This window comes from Pseudomonas lopnurensis, assembly GCF_015070855.1.
Lineage (GTDB): Bacteria > Pseudomonadota > Gammaproteobacteria > Pseudomonadales > Pseudomonadaceae > Stutzerimonas > Stutzerimonas lopnurensis.
The window spans coordinates 218,227-233,644 of the sequence record NZ_JADDIX010000077.1 but is presented as its reverse complement, the minus strand read 5'-3'; the positions used below and the strand labels follow the sequence as shown (position 1 = coordinate 233,644).

18 protein-coding genes are annotated in these 15,418 nt (G+C 59.5%); 11 read left to right on the top strand and 7 right to left on the bottom strand.

The annotated features are described in order from the left end of the window. The 4 genes from IN820_RS23005 to IN820_RS16235 all read left to right on the top strand — a co-directional run. On the top strand, nt 1-121 hold a 121-nt coding region (locus tag IN820_RS23005; RefSeq protein WP_408005245.1), incomplete at its 5' end, for a hypothetical protein. Between the two features lie 241 nt (nt 122-362). Further along, nucleotides 363-578 (top strand): addiction module protein, encoded by a 216-nt coding sequence (locus IN820_RS16245; RefSeq protein WP_193681956.1) that lies wholly within the window; start codon nt 363-365, stop codon nt 576-578. A 392-nt stretch (nt 579-970) separates the two neighbouring features. Further along, nucleotides 971-1,990 carry an IS110 family RNA-guided transposase gene (locus IN820_RS16240; protein ID WP_193681955.1) on the top strand — a complete coding sequence of 340 codons (1,020 nt, stop codon included), beginning with the start codon at nt 971-973 and terminating at the stop codon, nt 1,988-1,990. A gap of 475 nt (nt 1,991-2,465) precedes the next feature. Then, complete coding sequence (locus IN820_RS16235; RefSeq protein WP_193681954.1) at nt 2,466-2,984, top strand: REP-associated tyrosine transposase; 519 nt, start codon at nt 2,466-2,468, stop codon at nt 2,982-2,984. Nucleotides 2,985-3,135: 151 nt separating this feature from the next. Here IN820_RS16235 and IN820_RS16230 read toward each other — a convergent pair whose 3' ends face one another. The 3 genes from IN820_RS16230 to IN820_RS16220 form a co-directional block, all read right to left on the bottom strand. Next, the gene (locus IN820_RS16230; RefSeq protein ID WP_193681953.1) at nt 3,136-3,363 is read right to left on the bottom strand and encodes a DUF433 domain-containing protein; all 228 of its coding nucleotides are present in this window, start codon (nt 3,361-3,363) and stop codon (nt 3,136-3,138) included. Nucleotides 3,364-3,674: 311 nt separating this feature from the next. Next, the gene (locus IN820_RS16225) at nt 3,675-5,138 is read right to left on the bottom strand and encodes an O-antigen ligase family protein (protein ID WP_235989178.1); all 1,464 of its coding nucleotides are present in this window, start codon (nt 5,136-5,138) and stop codon (nt 3,675-3,677) included. A gap of 311 nt (nt 5,139-5,449) precedes the next feature. Next, entirely contained in the window at nt 5,450-5,872 is a 423-nt protein-coding gene (locus IN820_RS16220; RefSeq protein WP_193681952.1) for a pilin, read from the bottom strand. Nucleotides 5,873-6,192: 320 nt separating this feature from the next. Here IN820_RS16220 and pilB point away from each other — a divergent pair, with 320 nt between their 5' ends. From pilB to yacG, 5 genes are all read left to right on the top strand, one after another. Beyond that, entirely contained in the window at nt 6,193-7,896 is a 1,704-nt protein-coding gene (pilB, locus tag IN820_RS16215) for a type IV-A pilus assembly ATPase PilB (RefSeq protein ID WP_193681951.1), read from the top strand. Nucleotides 7,897-7,898: 2 nt separating this feature from the next. Then, nucleotides 7,899-9,116, top strand: coding sequence for a type II secretion system F family protein (locus IN820_RS16210; RefSeq protein WP_193681950.1), 1,218 nt, complete (start codon nt 7,899-7,901; stop codon nt 9,114-9,116). 2 nt (nt 9,117-9,118) lie between these two features. Further along, a complete protein-coding gene (locus tag IN820_RS16205) occupies nt 9,119-9,988 on the top strand; it encodes a prepilin peptidase (protein ID WP_193681949.1) in 870 nt (289 codons plus the stop codon). Nucleotides 9,989-10,308: 320 nt separating this feature from the next. Next, nucleotides 10,309-10,932, top strand: a complete 624-nt coding sequence (coaE, locus tag IN820_RS16200) for a dephospho-CoA kinase (protein WP_193681948.1) — start codon at nt 10,309-10,311, stop codon at nt 10,930-10,932. After that, nucleotides 10,913-11,110, top strand: a complete 198-nt coding sequence (gene yacG, locus IN820_RS16195; protein WP_193681947.1) for a DNA gyrase inhibitor YacG — start codon at nt 10,913-10,915, stop codon at nt 11,108-11,110. The genes coaE and yacG overlap by 20 nt, the downstream gene beginning before the upstream one ends. Nucleotides 11,111-11,249: 139 nt before the next feature. Here yacG and IN820_RS16190 read toward each other — a convergent pair whose 3' ends face one another. The 4 genes from IN820_RS16190 to IN820_RS16175 all read right to left on the bottom strand — a co-directional run bounded on the left by IN820_RS16190 (nt 11,250) and on the right by IN820_RS16175 (nt 13,886). Continuing rightward, entirely contained in the window at nt 11,250-11,549 is a 300-nt protein-coding gene (locus IN820_RS16190; RefSeq protein WP_193681946.1) for a type II toxin-antitoxin system RelE/ParE family toxin, read from the bottom strand. Further along, nucleotides 11,546-11,818: a YlcI/YnfO family protein gene (locus IN820_RS16185; protein ID WP_193681945.1), complete on the bottom strand. Its 273-nt coding sequence runs from the start codon at nt 11,816-11,818 to the stop codon at nt 11,546-11,548. Before IN820_RS16185 ends, IN820_RS16190 begins: the two co-directional genes overlap by 4 nt. Before the next feature lie 270 nt (nt 11,819-12,088). Continuing rightward, a complete protein-coding gene (locus tag IN820_RS16180) occupies nt 12,089-12,772 on the bottom strand; it encodes an energy-coupling factor ABC transporter permease (RefSeq protein WP_193681944.1) in 684 nt (227 codons plus the stop codon). Between the two features lie 76 nt (nt 12,773-12,848). Beyond that, nucleotides 12,849-13,886 (bottom strand): NADP(H)-dependent aldo-keto reductase, encoded by a 1,038-nt coding sequence (locus IN820_RS16175; protein ID WP_193681943.1) that lies wholly within the window; start codon nt 13,884-13,886, stop codon nt 12,849-12,851. 461 nt (nt 13,887-14,347) lie between these two features. Here IN820_RS16175 and rplM point away from each other — a divergent pair, with 461 nt between their 5' ends. Both rplM and rpsI read left to right on the top strand, forming a co-directional pair. Further along, a complete protein-coding gene (gene rplM / locus IN820_RS16170; protein ID WP_003281188.1) occupies nt 14,348-14,776 on the top strand; it encodes a 50S ribosomal protein L13 in 429 nt (142 codons plus the stop codon). Nucleotides 14,777-14,790: 14 nt separating this feature from the next. Then, nucleotides 14,791-15,183, top strand: coding sequence for a 30S ribosomal protein S9 (gene rpsI / locus IN820_RS16165; protein WP_193681942.1), 393 nt, complete (start codon nt 14,791-14,793; stop codon nt 15,181-15,183). Nucleotides 15,184-15,418: the final 235 nt, after the last annotated feature.

The following is a 15,418-nucleotide window of genomic DNA, read 5'->3' as shown; positions in this document are numbered from 1 at the left end:
CGAGTCCTTCCCCTACGACGTGCCGCTGAAGGCGGATCTGGTGATCGATACCGAAACAGCGACGGTGGAAGAGGGGGTAAGGCAGGTGATTGGCTTGCTGCGTGAGCGTGGGGCGATCTGACCGCATAGCAGGCTGCACGGCGTTCCGTCATGTGTAGGGCGGGTTGCAACCCGCCGAACGTGGTAGGCAACGGCACGGATGCCTGGCGATGCTATCGAACCGGAAATCGGCGCCACGCAAATCGGCGGGTTTCGCCCGCCCTGCGGTCCTTTCGGCGAGGTTGCGCCCGCCGCTCCCCCGATGCTTGTCCCCAGCCTTGGCGGGCTGATAACGTCCAGCCATAGATAAGCAGGAGGCGGGCATGAGCATTACACGCGAACAAATAGAGCAACTGGGCAAGTTCGAACGGCTGCAATTGGCGGAAGACCTCTGGGATCGCTTCGCGGCAGAAACGATCCCAGAAACGACTTCGGAAATACTGGACGAACTCGAACAGCGGGCGCTCTGGCGTGACAAGAACCCGCATCAAGGGAAAACCCTTGGTCAGATTGCCCAGAGGCTCGGGATTCGCCTGTGAGGTGGACTGTCCTCTTCGAGGCACCCGCTCAAGCCGAAATCGTTGCTGCATTCGAATGGTATGAGCAGCGCTCCTATGGGCTGGGTGGCGAATTCCTTCGCGCAATAGCTGCCGCGACAGAACAGCTGGAGCGCTCACCAGAAAGCTGCGCCCCAGCCGGGAACGCCTTAGACGCATACTGCTTCGCCGTTTTCCCTATGCCCTGCATTTCGAACTGCTGGATAACGGACAGATTTCCGTGCTCGCCTGCCTGCATCACCGCCGATCACCTGAGCGCTGGCCCAGTGCGCAGTCCGGTCCGGCGTAGGGCAATGAAATGGACTCCTCCCTCCTGCGGCGTCCAAGCGCCAGACTGGAGGTGTTACCAACCGGTCCCAGAGGGAGGAGTCGAGATGAAACTTAAACGAATTGGCGTCGATCTGGCAAAGCAGGTTTTCCAACTTCATGGTGTAGACAGCCATGAGCAGGTTGTCTGCCGTAAGCAAATCAAGCGCGCAGGACTGCTTGATTTCTTCAGGCAACTGGAGCCTTGCCTGGTCGTCATGGAGGCCTGCGGCAGTGCTCACTACTGGGCTCGAGAGTTCCGTGCGCAAGGTCACGAGGTACGCTTGATCGCCCCGCAGTTCGTCAAACCCTATGTCAAGGGTGGCAAGAACGACGCCAACGATGCCGAGGCGATTTGCGAGGCAGGTAGCCGCCCGACGATGCGTTATGTAGAGGTGAAGACTGAGGAGCAGCAGGCAGCCTTGTCAGTGCATCGGATCAGGAGTCGTGTCATCAGGGCGAGAACGGCCCTGAGCAACGAGATTCGCGGTTTGCTGAGCGAGTTTGGCTTGATCGAGCCTCGGCAGGGTTTTGCGGCCACTCGTGCCCTGCTGACACGCTCATTGGAACCGGACAGCAGCCTACCGGCCGCCATGCGCGAATTGGTGGGCGAGCTACGCGACGAACTGCAGGAAACGGACAATCGGGTCGCCCATTTGGATAGCCTGATTCAACAACAGGCACGCCAGGATGAGCGAGTGCAACGCTTGCTGCAGATCGAGGGTATTGGCCCGATCAGCGCCACGGCCATGGTGGCGTCGGTAGGTGATGCCCGTCAATTCAAGTCGGGGCGCCAGCTCGCCGCCTGGCTGGGGCTGGTGCCCAATCAACACTCCAGCGGCGGCAAGGAGCGCCTGGGTCGCATCAGCAAGCGAGGCGATAGGTATCTGCGAACCTTGCTGATCCATGGTGCCCGGTCCGCCCTCAGAACGAGTGCGAAAAAGACCGATCCACGCAGCGTCTGGCTCAATGAGTTGAAGTGTAGGCGCAACATGAACATCGCCACGGTAGCCCTGGCGAACAAGAATGCCCGGATCATCTGGGCGCTACTCAGCAAGGGCGAGAGCTATCACTCCATGAGGAGCTGAACCCGGTGGCCGAGCAATACGATACGTAACACCGCAGCAAGCGCAACACCGTAGGGAGTAGAGCAAGATCCACACGATTGCACAGTGACAGACAGTGATGACGAACCGGTCGAACCGGCATGTGTGAAGCCTTCGCAACCCAAAGGCCCTCTGAACCTTCAAGGCCGCTAGGGCGATTAGCCACACATGAGCGACTACTTCATCAAGGCTCGAAGTGACGAATCACTTCATTGGGAAGCCGGATATACGGTAGCAGTCGTACCTTGGTTCAAAAGCACTGTTTTTTGCTGGCAAACCGGGAGGAGTCCATATACGGGTTGCAACCCGCCGACCAAGGATGGTGGTCACGCCGACATCGACTAATGGGATCTGTGCGCGAACTCTACCTGTTTTCACGAATTGCAGACCTGATCACGGACGCCCTGACTACCTGAGCCGACTATGACACGGCCCCAACGAACAGGGATGTTCGCAAATGTCGCGCTATCGCCGCGCCCGCGTCCCGGGCGGCTGCTACTTCTTCACCGTCGTTACCGAACGGCGTCAGCCGATCCTGACCTGCCCCGACATGCGTCAGGCCTTACGCGAGGCCATTGTCGAGGTGCGCGATCGCATGCCGTTTCGCATCGATGGCTGGGTATTGTTGCCCGATCACCTGCACGCCATCTGGACATTGCCTGACGGCGATACCGATTACTCCACACGCTGGCGCCTGATCAAGCGGGGAGTAACTCGCCGGTGCGGTGCGGCCTATCTGCAAAATGCGCTCTTGACCCCGCGGCGCAAGGCCAGGCAATGCGCAACGCTTTGGCAGCATCGGTTCTGGGAGCACCTGATTCGAGACGAGCAGGATTTCCGCCGCCATCTGGATTACCTGCATGTCAATCCGGTCAAGCATGGACTGGTTCGCCGTGTAAGCGATTGGCCGTGGTCGTCATTCCATCGCCATGTCGTCCAAGGCGCCTATCCCAGCGATTGGATCGGTGAACCGTAGGGCGGGTTGCAACCCGCCGAGCGCGCTGGGCGATGGCACCGATGCCAGGTTATCGGGTCGGAAGTCGGCACCACGCAAACCGCGCGGGTTTCACCCGCCCTACAAGGCTAGCCTGCGTGACAGGTTTTCGTCGAGCAAGAGCTTCACAGCTTCATGCAGCCTTGATCCAGGCCGCATGCTTCAGGCGAGCGGCTGCAAACGCGAGGCATGCCAGGATGTCCTCGCGGTTCAGTTCCGGGTAATCGTTCAGGATATCTTCTTGGGACATGCCGTCGGCCAGCCAGCCAAGTACATCGTCCACACTTATACGCAACCCTCGAATGCAGGGTCTGCCTCCACGCTTGCCAGGCTCCAGAGTGATTCTCGAATCGCCAGTCATCGTTTTGCCCTATGTCACGGGAAATCTGACTCAACTATACACTTTGAAGGGTGTATTGGTATGGCATGACCGTGCGGGTTTCACCCGCCCTACGGTTTGCACGCGGTTCGATCCGATGAAGGGCGGGCTGCAACCCGCCGAACGCGGTTCGCCGCCATGCCGTGGTTGATTCGTTCATACCGCAAAAAACAAACACCACCGGTGGGGTGAGGTTGTGAGCCGGTCCGGCGAGAGGTGTAACCGCGCGGGTTTCACCCGCCCTACAGGGCTAGGCAATGCGCAACCACGTGGGTTTTACCTGCCCACTGGGCTTACATGGGTATCCAGCCTTGTGACCAAAAGCGCGGAGTCCATCCGGTGCGATGTTCAATCATGTAGGCATCTATGCTTTGGGGCAGTGTGGGGACTTCGCTTATAAGGACGCTCCCCAGCACCAGCAGCACAGGGATTGCGATGATGGCACAGGTGAGGCGTTGGGTACGAGAGGGCGTTGCGGATTTGGACCAGCGAGCTAAGGCCAGGCCAATCAGCAGAGCCAGCCATGTTTCCGTATAGGGCATGACGAAAACGCCATCGACCTGCGCCAGTACCAGTGCGCCGACGATTGCCACCCATAGCCCGGCGTCCAGTTCGTTGGCGGACGCTTGGTGCAGATGGCGGGCACCGCGCATTAGCCCCCAGGCGCCCAGGGCGAGGGCGATAAGGGTTGCGGCAAAGCCCCATTCAGCCAGCCATTGAAGGATTACTTGATGAGGATGGGCCGCGATGGGGTTATGGATTGCCGAATAGTGCATGGGGCCGGCGCCCAGCCAAGGGTTGGCTAGGGCCATTTCCCATGCCCATTGCCAGATACGTTCACGGCCCGAAAGGCTGGTGCGCCAGTTGTCACGCAGCGCGGGATCAAGGCCCAGCCAGAGTGGGATCAGTTTGAACAGCAGCAAAAATAGCAGAAAGCCCAACAATGCGGCGGCTGCCTGCAAGGCCAAAATGCGCCATAGCTTTCGGTTGATCAGCAGCAGCGCAAGATGGCTGACCAGCAGCCCTAGCCACAGGCCCCGCCCGCCAAGCGTGAAGGCGATGCACCATTGAGTGACGAGTGCCAGCGCCAACAATGCGGCGAGGGCCAAACGCTGCTGTTGACGGCAGCGCTCCACCAGCAGCGCCATCACGGGCATGAGCATGACTTGGAATTGGCCGAAAAACCTAGGATTAGAAAAGCCGTTAAACAGAAGGTCGGCATCGAGCATCCGCACGCCGGAGACAAAAGCCGTCATGTAGTAAACGAGAAACTGGAGCGCATGAATAAAGCCGGTAGCGGCCATTGCCCAGAGCATAAAGTTTTGCCAGGTGGGTCGCTCTGCCAGGCCGCCTACGAGCAAGGCCAGCAGCAGAAGCCCGCCATAGCGACTCCATTCCTTCAGCGCCCATTCCGGCCAGACGGCAAGCGCGGACGAGCACAGTCCCAGAAGAAACAGGCCAACCAAAAGCAACAGAACAGGCCGCGGCAAGGCTGTTTGAGGTAACAACACAGCCAGCGGGGCGCAAGCGCAAAGCAGACCCAATTGGTAGATGCGTTGCTGATCATGCCAGCCATACCCAAGGTGCCAGGTCTCTGTGGCGGATAAGCAGAAGGAGGTGAAGATCAACGCAAGCAGTGTGTAGGTTATTGCAGAGGGGCTTTTCATTTGTGGTAAAGCTTTTTTCAAAAATTTAACGCACATTAGGCAATAAGTGAGCCAGGCAAACAGGCTTAGGGCCGATGGTGGCGACGCCATGCGGCACGCCATACAAAAAAGGAAACCCCGCCGGAGAGTGCATGGTTTCGTTTTGGTTAGGCGATGCGTATAACCGCGCGGTTACACGGTGCAGAACAGACGTAGGGCAGGTGAAATTCGCCGATAATCGGTTGGCGCTAGGTGGAACGATCGCCGAACGCGCCAGCAATTCGCCGACCAGCGCCATCGTCCGGGGCACTCATAAAACACGAAACCCCGCCGGAGATGGCAGGGTTTCGTGTTGTCAGATGATGCGTAACCGCGCGGTTTTCACCCGCTCTATAGGGGGCAATCCAGAGGATTAACCTACACTAGGAGGCACTGCACTTGGTTACGAACTTTGCATCAGCATCTGTAGTGCAAGTCCACTTACCAGTAGCCTGGTCGTAAGCGTAAGTTACCTCGCTACCATTCAGGCTCGGATTTGCCTTATCAAAGGTATAAACGAGGGAGTAAGTAGTGGCGCCGGCAGCGGCATTTGCAGGAGTTCCGATATCCCCATAAGTCCCTGCTAATTGCAACTCCAAATCCGCACCGGTAATAGCTTCACCTTGATCAATTTTTTCCTGAACAGCAACTTTTGCACCGGACAAAAGTGCGTGCGCTTCAGAAAACTGGGAGCGACCGATGTAGTTTTGGTATTGCGGAATGGCGATGGCCGCCAAAATACCAATGATCGCAACCACGATCATCAGCTCGATAAGGGTAAAGCCCCTCTGCATCTGCGCTTTCATTTGAATCTCCTTTGAGTGTTAAGGCTGTTGAGCCTGGTGGGGATAAAGCAGTTGGTGTGCCAGTTTGCGTTCGTTCTGAGAGCGGCGAGCGATAATGTGATGCACTGCAACTTAATGCTGCTTTCTGAAGGGGCGAATATGTTTTGTGAGGCGTTTTCCGCCTCGGGGTGTGCATCCTTAGGTGTTTTTTATGACTGGGGCGAAATGCGGGTTGGTTATTTACGGGCGTTATGTGACCAATAGCGTCACTCGGCAAGGGGCTGGTTTGCAGCTCTCGACAACTGCGCTATAAGGCGGACACAGATTGGAGCAAGACAGCCATGAGCGAACACATTTCCCTTTCCGGACTGGCCCGGCAGATGGTGCTGGCCGGGGTGCTGGATGAAAGAACGGCGCAACAGGCGCAGGTGCAGGCACTGCGTAACAAGTCGCCTCTTGTTACTTATCTCGTGCAGAACAAGCTGGCGAAAGGGCGCGTCGTGGCCGAGCTTGCCTCCGAGCAGTTCGGCGTCGCCTTGCTGGATCTGGCTGCGCTGGATAAGGAGTCGATGCCCGGCGATATCGTCAGCGAGAAGCTGGCCCGCCAGCACCGCGTACTGCCGCTCGCGAAGCGTGGCAACAAGCTCTATTTGGCGGTTTCGGACCCGGCTAATCATCAGGCGATTTCCGATATCCAGTTCAGTACGGGGCTGAACACGGAAGCCATCCTCGTGGAGGATGACAAGCTCGGTGACGCTATCGACAAATTCTTCGAGAGCGGTTCAACGGGGCTGGAGGAGTTGGGTGACGTCGATCTGGATGGGGTCGACGTCGAGACCGTTTCGGATGACGCCAAAGGTGACGAAGCGGGCGGGGAGGCCGATGATGCGCCGGTCGTGCGCTTCGTCAACAAGATGCTGCTCGACGCCATTCGCGGCGGTTCGTCCGACCTGCATTTCGAGCCCTATGAAAAGGCGTATCGGGTGCGACTGCGTACCGATGGCATCCTGCATGAGGTGGCGCGTCCGCCGATTCAGCTTGCCCCGCGTATTTCCGCGCGCCTGAAGGTGATGGCCGGCCTGGATATTTCCGAGCGGCGCAAGCCGCAGGATGGCCGGATCAAGATGAAGCTATCCAAGAACAAGGCCATCGATTTTCGCGTCAATACGCTGCCCACGCTGTGGGGCGAGAAGATCGTGATGCGTATTCTCGACCCGTCCAGCGCGCAGATGGGCATCGATGCGCTGGGGTACGAAGCGGATCAGAAGGACCTGTATATGAATGCCCTGCGCCAGCCGCAGGGGATGATCCTGGTGACGGGGCCTACCGGCTCGGGCAAGACGGTTTCGTTGTACACCGGCCTGAATATCCTCAATACCGTGGATGTGAATATTTCCACGGCGGAAGACCCGGTGGAAATCAACCTCGAGGGTATCAACCAGGTCAACGTCAATCCGCGCCAGGGCATGGACTTCGCCCAGGCGCTTCGTGCTTTCCTGCGGCAAGACCCGGATATCATCATGGTCGGTGAGATCCGCGACCTGGAAACCGCCGAGATCGCCATCAAGGCGGCGCAGACCGGGCATATGGTGATGTCGACCCTGCACACCAACAGCGCCGCCGAAACCCTTACCCGTCTGCGCAACATGGGGGTGCCGGCATTCAATATCGCCACCTCGGTGAACCTGATCATTGCTCAGCGTCTGGCGCGCAAACTCTGCAACAGTTGCAAGAAGGAAATCGATGTGCCGCGGGAGGCCTTGCTGCGCGAAGGCTTTCCCGAAGAGAAAATCGGGACCTTCAAGATTTACGGGCCGGTGGGTTGCGATAATTGCAAAGGCGGTTACAAAGGGCGTGTCGGTATTTATGAAGTGGTTAAAAACACGCCCTCTCTGCAGCGGATTATCATGGAAGACGGAAATTCCATCGATATCTCCACCCAGATGCGCAAAGACGGCTACAACGACTTGCGGACCTCGGCATTGCTGAAGGCCATGCAGGGCGTGACCAGCCTCGAAGAAGTCAACCGGGTCACCAAGGATTAAGCATGGCGCAGAAAGCGATCAGAACCAGTGTGTTCACCTGGGAGGGAACCGACCGCAAAGGCAGCAGGGTCAAGGGTGAGCTGAGCGGCGTCAGCCCGGCGCTGGTGAAGGCGCAGCTGCGCAAGCAGGGGATCAATCCGCAGAAGGTGCGCAAGAAGTCCGTCTCGCTGTTCGGCGCGGGCAAGAAGATCAAGCCGATGGATATCGCGCTGTTCACCCGGCAGATGGCGACCATGATGAAGGCCGGCGTGCCGCTGCTGCAGTCCTTCGACATCATCGGCGAAGGGTTCGACAATCCGAACATGCGCAAGCTGGTGGATGACTTGAAGCAGGAGGTGGCGGCAGGTAACAGCTTTGCGGCGGCGTTGCGCAAGAAGCCGCAGTATTTCGATGACCTCTATTGCAACCTGGTGGATTCCGGTGAGCAATCCGGTGCGCTGGAAACCCTGCTCGATCGCGTGGCGACCTACAAGGAGAAGACCGAGGCGCTGAAGGCCAAGATCAAGAAGGCGATGAACTACCCCATTGCGGTGGTGCTGGTGGCAATCATCGTTTCGGCCATTCTGTTGATCAAGGTGGTGCCGCAGTTTCAGGAGGTCTTCGCCAATTTCGGAGCCGAATTGCCGGCGTTCACCCTGATGGTGATTGGCTTGTCGGAAGCGCTGCAGGAATGGTGGTTCATCGTTCTGGCGGGGCTGTTGGCGGCCGCTTTTGCTTTCAAGGAAGCGCACAAGCGCTCCGAGAAATTCCGCAACTGGTTCGACCGTTTGCTGCTGAAGGTGCCGATCGTGGGGGACATTCTCTACAAGTCCTCGGTCGCCCGTTTCGCTCGCACCCTGTCGACCACCTTCGCCGCGGGGGTGCCCCTGGTGGACGCCCTGGATTCGGTAGCGGGTGCGACGGGCAATGTGGTGTTCCGCAATGCGACGATGAAGGTCAAGAATGATGTCTCGACCGGTATGCAACTGAACTTCTCCATGCGCACCACCGGCACCTTCCCGACGATGGCCGTCCAGATGACTGCCATCGGTGAAGAGTCCGGCGCGCTGGATGAAATGCTGGGAAAAGTCGCCACGTTCTATGAGGATGAGGTCGACAATATGGTCGACGGCCTGACCAGCCTGATGGAGCCGATGATCATGGCGGTGCTGGGTGTCCTGGTGGGCGGTCTGATCATTGCAATGTACTTGCCGATTTTCCAACTGGGTGCTGTCGTTTAAGCATGATCCTCATCGATTATCTGGCCAGCCATGCGCTGGCCTTTGTTTTGTCCGCTGCCCTGGTGGGATTGCTGGTTGGCAGCTTTCTCAACGTGGTGATACACCGCCTGCCGATCATGATGCAGCGGGATTGGCGCATGCAGGCGCGCGAATACCTGGAATGCCCGCCCGAGCCGGCTGGGGAGCGCTTCAATCTTTTGCTGCCGGCGTCGCATTGCCCGCACTGCGGCCATCGGATCCGGTCGTGGGAAAATATTCCTCTGGTCAGTTGGTTGGCGTTGCGGGGCAAGTGTTCTTCCTGCAGGGCGTCGATCAGTGGCCGTTATCCGCTGGTGGAACTGGCGTGCGGACTGCTGTCGGCCTACGTCGCGTGGCATTTCGGCTTCTCTTGGCAGGCGGGCGCGATGCTGTTGCTGACCTGGGGATTGCTGGCGATGAGCATGATCGACGTCGATCACCAGTTGCTGCCCGATGCGCTGGTGCTGCCGCTGTTGTGGTTGGGGCTCATCCTCAATGATTTCGGCCTGTTCGTGTCATTGGAAAGTGCGCTATGGGGAGCGGTGGCGGGTTACCTGAGCCTGTGGTCGGTTTACTGGCTGTTCAAGCTGGTGACCGGCAAGGACGGCATGGGCTACGGCGATTTCAAGCTGCTGGCGATGCTGGGAGCGTGGGGCGGGTGGCAGGTGCTGCCTCTTACCATCCTGCTGTCGTCGGTGGTCGGTGCCGTGCTCGGGAGTATCCTGCTGCGGCTGCGGAATGCCGAAGGCAATACGCCAATCCCCTTCGGGCCGTATCTGGCGATCGCCGGTTGGATCGCTTTGCTCTGGGGCGACAGGATCACGCAAAGCTATCTGCAGTTCGCGCGTTTCTAAGGTGTAGTGGGTTTTACCTGCCCTACATCGGGGCGGAGCGCCGTGCAAGCCGTAGGGCGGGTGAAACCCGCGCGGTCATGCACAGGCGTCGGCTCTGCAAAACGCTGCCCTTGTCGGCGGGTTCTTAACTCTTTGCGGTCATGCGCGGTTCGGTCATGGTGTGGTTGCGAATCGTGCTTGGCGGGTTGCGCTCGCCCTACGTCGGGGTGGAGCGTTGTGCAATCCGCGCGGTCAGGCATCGCCCGATTTTGACTTGCGCTTCGTGAGCCGAGTGGTTACTACTGCGCGTCCTGATTTGGCAGCTGGGGCGTGTTTGCCTGATGAAACCCTGGATTCTTGGATTGACCGGCGGCATCGGTAGCGGCAAGACCGCCGTGGCGGATCATTTCGCCAGCCTTGGGGTGCATGTCGTGGATGCCGACCAGGCGGCGCGCTGGGTGGTGGAGCCTGGCCGGCCTGCGCTACTGCAGATCGCCGAGCACTTCGGTGAAGACATTCTTCTGCCGAGCGGCGAGCTGGACCGCGCAGCCCTGCGCGAACGGGTATTTCGAAGTCCGGATGAGCGCAAGTGGCTGGAGCAGCTGTTGCACCCATTGATCCGGGCGGAGATTGCTCGGCATCTTGCGCTGGCAGAATCGCCTTACGCGATCATGGTTTCGCCGCTGCTGGTCGAGTCGGGGCAGTACCGGCAGGTCGATCGTGTGCTGGTGGTGGATGTGCCCGAGGCGCTGCAGGTGCAGCGCACCATCGGCCGGGATCGCACAAGCGAAGAGCAGGTGCGGGCGATTCTCAAGGTCCAGGCCGCTCGCGAGGAGCGCCTGCGGCATGCCGACGATGTGTTGTTGAATGACCGTGATCTGCCCTGGCTGAAATCCGAGGTGGAGCGTTTGCATCATTTTTATCTGACGCTACGAGGGGGCGGTAATGAGTGTGACCATCGTTGAGTGCCCCACCTGTGGGGCGCCGGTGGAGTGGGGCGCGCAGAGCCCGCATCGGCCGTTCTGTTCCGATCGCTGCAAGCTGATCGATCTGGGGGCGTGGGCCTCGGAAGAGCACGCCATTGCGGGCAACGAGCTCGAGGATGAGCTGTTCTCCGGCGATATGCCGCCTCGCCAGCATTAGGCTTGGCGGTGTGGGGCAAACGCCGTTCGGCGGGTTGCAACCCGTACGCCTGTAGGGAGCGAGCCATGCTCGCGAACCCGGCACGCGCAGAACATCGCGGGCATGGCCCGCTCCTGCGATAAAAAATACCCGCGAATCCTCATTGATAATCGTCTTCGCGCTGATGCCTGATCGCAAGAATAGTGACCGTCGTGGCGCTGTCGATCTCGAAGAGTGCCACATAGCCTTCCCGGCCGAACGGTATCAGTAGTTCACGAAAGCGCGGGGTGTCGGGCAGGGGCTTGCGGCAGGAGAAGGGGAAGCTTTCCAGTAGGGCGAGAGCCTGGCGGATGGTGGCGAGTGCACGCTCAGCCAGTTCGAGGTCGCGCTCGAGCAGAAAATCGTAAAGCCTGAGCAGATCTGCCTGCGCTTCTTCCGTGAAGCGTACCTGGTATGTCATCGGTGCTTGTTGGTTCGGGCTTGTTGCAGGCGTTCCTCAAGGGACGCGAGTACGTCGCCTGCTGGTAGATAACGGCCAGTCGATCTGGCGCGCGATGCGGAGGCGAGTCCGCGCTCGATGAACTCTTCCTGATCCTGCCGAGCGGCGATGCTCTGCCTCAGAGCTTGCTCCATGAGCGAGGACAGGGTTTCTCCAGGCTTGAGTACGGCTTCGGCCGCCTGTCGGAGTTCGGGCTGGACGCGAATCGAGGGCAGGGTTGCGGTTTTCATAGGATAACCTGCGTTGCATTTGCGATGCAGTGTGGCTGCTGCTGGTGGACATGGCAACCCTGCGATGCCGTCAGGGTCATGCGTCATCTTTGTCTTCGCGCCCTCCCGTAGGGGCGAGCCATGCTCGCGAATCAGGCCCCGCGAAAGCATCGAGTGCTCCGTTCCGACTTTGTTCCGCTGTGGGGCGAACTCCGTTCGGCGGGTTGCAACTCGCCCTGCGCCTATGCCAGGCGGAACACTATGCAGGCTTGTAGGGCGGGTGAAACCCGCCTATCGCCCCTCATCCTTCCAGGGCGCCTGCAGATAGCGGCTCTGGTTGAAGCTTTCCAGCCAGTCCGGATAGAAGACCACCAGTGCCGTGACCGCGGTGCCGTTGATGAAGGCTTCCGGGAACATCACCAGCCAGATGTAGCCTGCGAAATCCTCGAGCCACGGGGGCATCGGGAAGCGGCCGTCGATCAGCAGTACGCCCAGCGAAGCCAGTACGCATAGCAGTGCGGCCAGTGCGGCCGGGAAGAATCCGGAGAAGAAGATGAAGACGAACAGGTTTCGCGGCTGCGCGCGCTCGACCAGGCGGGCGCAGATGACGGTGACCAATACCGGAATCAGCACCAGCAGAACGCCATTCACGCCCAGTGCCGCCAGATGTTGGTGCCCCGTCAGGGTCAGGCCGAGTTGTGCGCTGAGGGCGGCAATGATGGCCAGCGGCCAGTCCAGCAGCAGGGTTATGGCCGTCAGTCCGATGAAATGGAAGGACAATCCCGAGTCGAAGTCGCGGCGCACCAGCCAGAGCAGGAAGATGGCCAGCATCGCCCCGAACAGCAGGTGCTGGCGCCGCGTATCGCTGAACAACTCGACCCACGGCGCGCGCCACGTCGCCCAGAGCAGGGCGATCGAGTAGATCAGCCAGCCCGCGATGATGCTGGATGGGGCAAGCAGGTGGGCGGAGATCATCCGGGTGGTTCCTTTGCGCTGGTGGCCTTCTTTTTGAGTGAGCTTCTGATAAATGAGTTTCTGCAGCGCCGGGCCTTCACGGCGCAGGATTCGGCTGCTGCGTGTGAATCGCTTCGATGCCGGCAAGGACCTCGGCCGATAGTTTCATCTCTGCGCTGGCGAGATTGGCTTCGAGTTGCTCAAGAGAGGTGGCGCCGATGATGTTGCTGGTGACGAAGGGTTGTGCGGTGACGTAGGCGAGCGCCATCTGGGCCGGGGCGAGGCCGTGCTCGCGGGCGAGGGCGACGTATCGTGAGCAGGCGGCTTGTGCCTGCGGGTTGGTGTAGCGCGAGAAGCGTTGGAAGAGCGTAATGCGGGCATTGGCCGGCCGCGCGCCGTTCTCGTACTTGCCGCTGAGCATGCCGAAGGCCAGGGGCGAGTAGGCGAGCAGCCCGCATTGTTCGCGGATGGCGATTTCCGCCAGCCCTATCTCGAAGCTGCGGTTGAGCAGGTTGTATGGATTCTGGATCGAAACGGCGCGCGGCCAACCGCGGCTTTCGGCCAGTTGCAGGTATTTCATGGTGCCCCAGGGCGTCTCGTTGGACAGCCCTATGTGGCGTATCCGGCCGGCCCTCACTTCGTCATCGAGGGCTTGCAGGGTTTCTTCGAGGGGTGTGAAGTCGCTCTCCCGATGGCAGTAGCCCAGTTGACCGAAGAAGTTGGTGCTGCGCTCGGGCCAGTGCAGTTGGTAAAGATCGATCCAGTCGGTCTGCAGGCGCTGGAGGCTGGCATCGACGGCGGTACGAATGTGCTGTCGGTTGAATCTGAGATGCCCGTCGCGGATATGGCCGATGCCATTGCCGGGGCCGGCGATCTTGGTCGCCAGGACCCAGTCGGCGCGATCGCCACGCGCCTTGAAATAATTGCCTATGTAACGCTCGGTGGTCGCGTAGGTTTCCGGCCGTGGCGGTACCGGATACATCTCCGCGGTATCGATGAAGTTGATCCCGGCGGCCTTGGCCCTGTCGATCTGGGCGAAGGCTTCGGCTTCGCTGTTCTGTTCGCCCCAGGTCATGGTGCCCAGGCCGATCGCGCTCACCTCGAGGTCGCTACGACCCAGTCGACGAAATTCCATGGAGATTCCTCGCGCAATGAAAAGACCGCTAGGGAAGCTTAACGAAGTTGCCTCCGGTCGTGTCATCAGAGTGACTGCCTGCGTTGAAGTGCCATTTGGTGGCGATCGGTGCGCAGGGCGGTTCGATTGGGGCTGGTGTCTTGCGTCGATGTATCGGATGTCCCCGATGAGTGCCGGAGAGGTTCCAGCGCGGCCGCGTATGAAACGTCAATAGACCCTAAAAGTCGTTGCTATTTTTCTGGCAATCAGGATAATTCCGCAGCCTGTCGCCGGGGATGCCTAGCCTGTCGACGCAAGCCAAAGGTAGGGGATGCCTAGCCTACCGAACCACTGCCGTGGCGGACGCGCTGACCCGAGCCCCCGATAGCGTCTGTTTCCGGCTGCCCTGGCCTTGCCAGGGCGAGCACCATTCAGTAAGATTCGCCGTCTTATTTTCAGGGCGGCCCCTGAGGCTATAACGAATGAAGACATTTACTGCTAAACCGGAAACCGTCAAGCGCGACTGGTTCGTCGTCGACGCTGCCGGCCAGACCCTGGGTCGTCTGGCAACCGAAATCGCTAGCCGCCTGCGTGGCAAGCACAAGCCGGAATACACCCCTCACGTCGATACCGGCGATTACATCGTCGTGATCAATGCCGAGCAAGTGCGTGTTACCGGTGCCAAGACCACCGACAAGATGTACTACTCCCACTCCGGTTTCCCGGGTGGCATCAAGTCGATCAACTTCGAGAAGCTGATCGCCAAGGCGCCCGAGCGTGTGATCGAGACCGCGGTCAAAGGCATGCTGCCGAAGAACCCGCTGGGTCGCGACATGTATCGTAAGCTGAAGGTCTACAAGGGTGCCAGCCACCCGCACACCGCTCAGCAGCCCCAAGAACTGAAGATTTAACGGAATAGTTCATTATGTCGGCGACTCAAAATTACGGCACTGGCCGTCGCAAGACCGCAACCGCGCGCGTTTTCCTGCGCCCGGGCACTGGCAAGATTTCCATCAACAACCGTGAGCTGGACAACTTCTTCGGTCGCGAAACCGCCCGCATGGTGGTTCGTCAGCCGCTGGAGCTGACCGAGACCGTCGAGAAGTTCGACATCTACGTTACCGTTCTGGGTGGTGGTGTCAGTGGTCAGGCCGGTGCTATCCGCCACGGTATCACTCGCGCTCTGATCGACTATGACGAGACCCTGCGCAGCCCGCTGCGCAAGGCCGGCTTCGTGACTCGCGATGCTCGCGAAGTGGAGCGCAAGAAGGTCGGTCTGCGCAAGGCGCGCAAGCGTCCGCAGTACTCCAAGCGCTGATCCGCGCTTTACAAGAAGACGCCCAGCTTCGTTCGGAGCTGGGCGTTTTTTTATGGCCCGAATTTCTGGTGCGACAGCGTGTCGCGTGCCGAAGGTCCCGGTTCTACGGGGCTGTAGGCGTTTTGTGACAGGCTATTACCTTGTCAGAAGAGGGTCTTTTCTTTACCATTTGGCGAATTTTTCGCGGCCCAATTTTACGTAGTACATGCCTGCCCTAGAGCAGGTCATAAGAAGC

What these genes read in the sequence shown, in the direction of transcription:
- IN820_RS16245 (WP_193681956.1), top strand. Translation starts at nt 363, where the DNA reads ATGAGCATTACACGCGAACAAATAGAGCAACTGGGCAAGTTCGAACGG.
- IN820_RS16240 (WP_193681955.1), top strand. Translation starts at nt 971, where the DNA reads ATGAAACTTAAACGAATTGGCGTCGATCTGGCAAAGCAGGTTTTCCAA.
- IN820_RS16235 (WP_193681954.1), top strand. Translation starts at nt 2,466, where the DNA reads ATGTCGCGCTATCGCCGCGCCCGCGTCCCGGGCGGCTGCTACTTCTTC.
- IN820_RS16230 (WP_193681953.1), bottom strand. Translation starts at nt 3,363, where the DNA reads ATGACTGGCGATTCGAGAATCACTCTGGAGCCTGGCAAGCGTGGAGGC.
- IN820_RS16225 (WP_235989178.1), bottom strand. Translation starts at nt 5,138, where the DNA reads ATGGCGTCGCCACCATCGGCCCTAAGCCTGTTTGCCTGGCTCACTTAT.
- IN820_RS16220 (WP_193681952.1), bottom strand. Translation starts at nt 5,872, where the DNA reads ATGAAAGCGCAGATGCAGAGGGGCTTTACCCTTATCGAGCTGATGATC.
- pilB (WP_193681951.1), top strand. Translation starts at nt 6,193, where the DNA reads ATGAGCGAACACATTTCCCTTTCCGGACTGGCCCGGCAGATGGTGCTG.
- IN820_RS16210 (WP_193681950.1), top strand. Translation starts at nt 7,899, where the DNA reads ATGGCGCAGAAAGCGATCAGAACCAGTGTGTTCACCTGGGAGGGAACC.
- IN820_RS16205 (WP_193681949.1), top strand. Translation starts at nt 9,119, where the DNA reads ATGATCCTCATCGATTATCTGGCCAGCCATGCGCTGGCCTTTGTTTTG.
- coaE (WP_193681948.1), top strand. Translation starts at nt 10,309, where the DNA reads ATGAAACCCTGGATTCTTGGATTGACCGGCGGCATCGGTAGCGGCAAG.
- yacG (WP_193681947.1), top strand. Translation starts at nt 10,913, where the DNA reads ATGAGTGTGACCATCGTTGAGTGCCCCACCTGTGGGGCGCCGGTGGAG.
- IN820_RS16190 (WP_193681946.1), bottom strand. Translation starts at nt 11,549, where the DNA reads ATGACATACCAGGTACGCTTCACGGAAGAAGCGCAGGCAGATCTGCTC.
- IN820_RS16185 (WP_193681945.1), bottom strand. Translation starts at nt 11,818, where the DNA reads ATGAAAACCGCAACCCTGCCCTCGATTCGCGTCCAGCCCGAACTCCGA.
- IN820_RS16180 (WP_193681944.1), bottom strand. Translation starts at nt 12,772, where the DNA reads ATGATCTCCGCCCACCTGCTTGCCCCATCCAGCATCATCGCGGGCTGG.
- IN820_RS16175 (WP_193681943.1), bottom strand. Translation starts at nt 13,886, where the DNA reads ATGGAATTTCGTCGACTGGGTCGTAGCGACCTCGAGGTGAGCGCGATC.
- rplM (WP_003281188.1), top strand. Translation starts at nt 14,348, where the DNA reads ATGAAGACATTTACTGCTAAACCGGAAACCGTCAAGCGCGACTGGTTC.
- rpsI (WP_193681942.1), top strand. Translation starts at nt 14,791, where the DNA reads ATGTCGGCGACTCAAAATTACGGCACTGGCCGTCGCAAGACCGCAACC.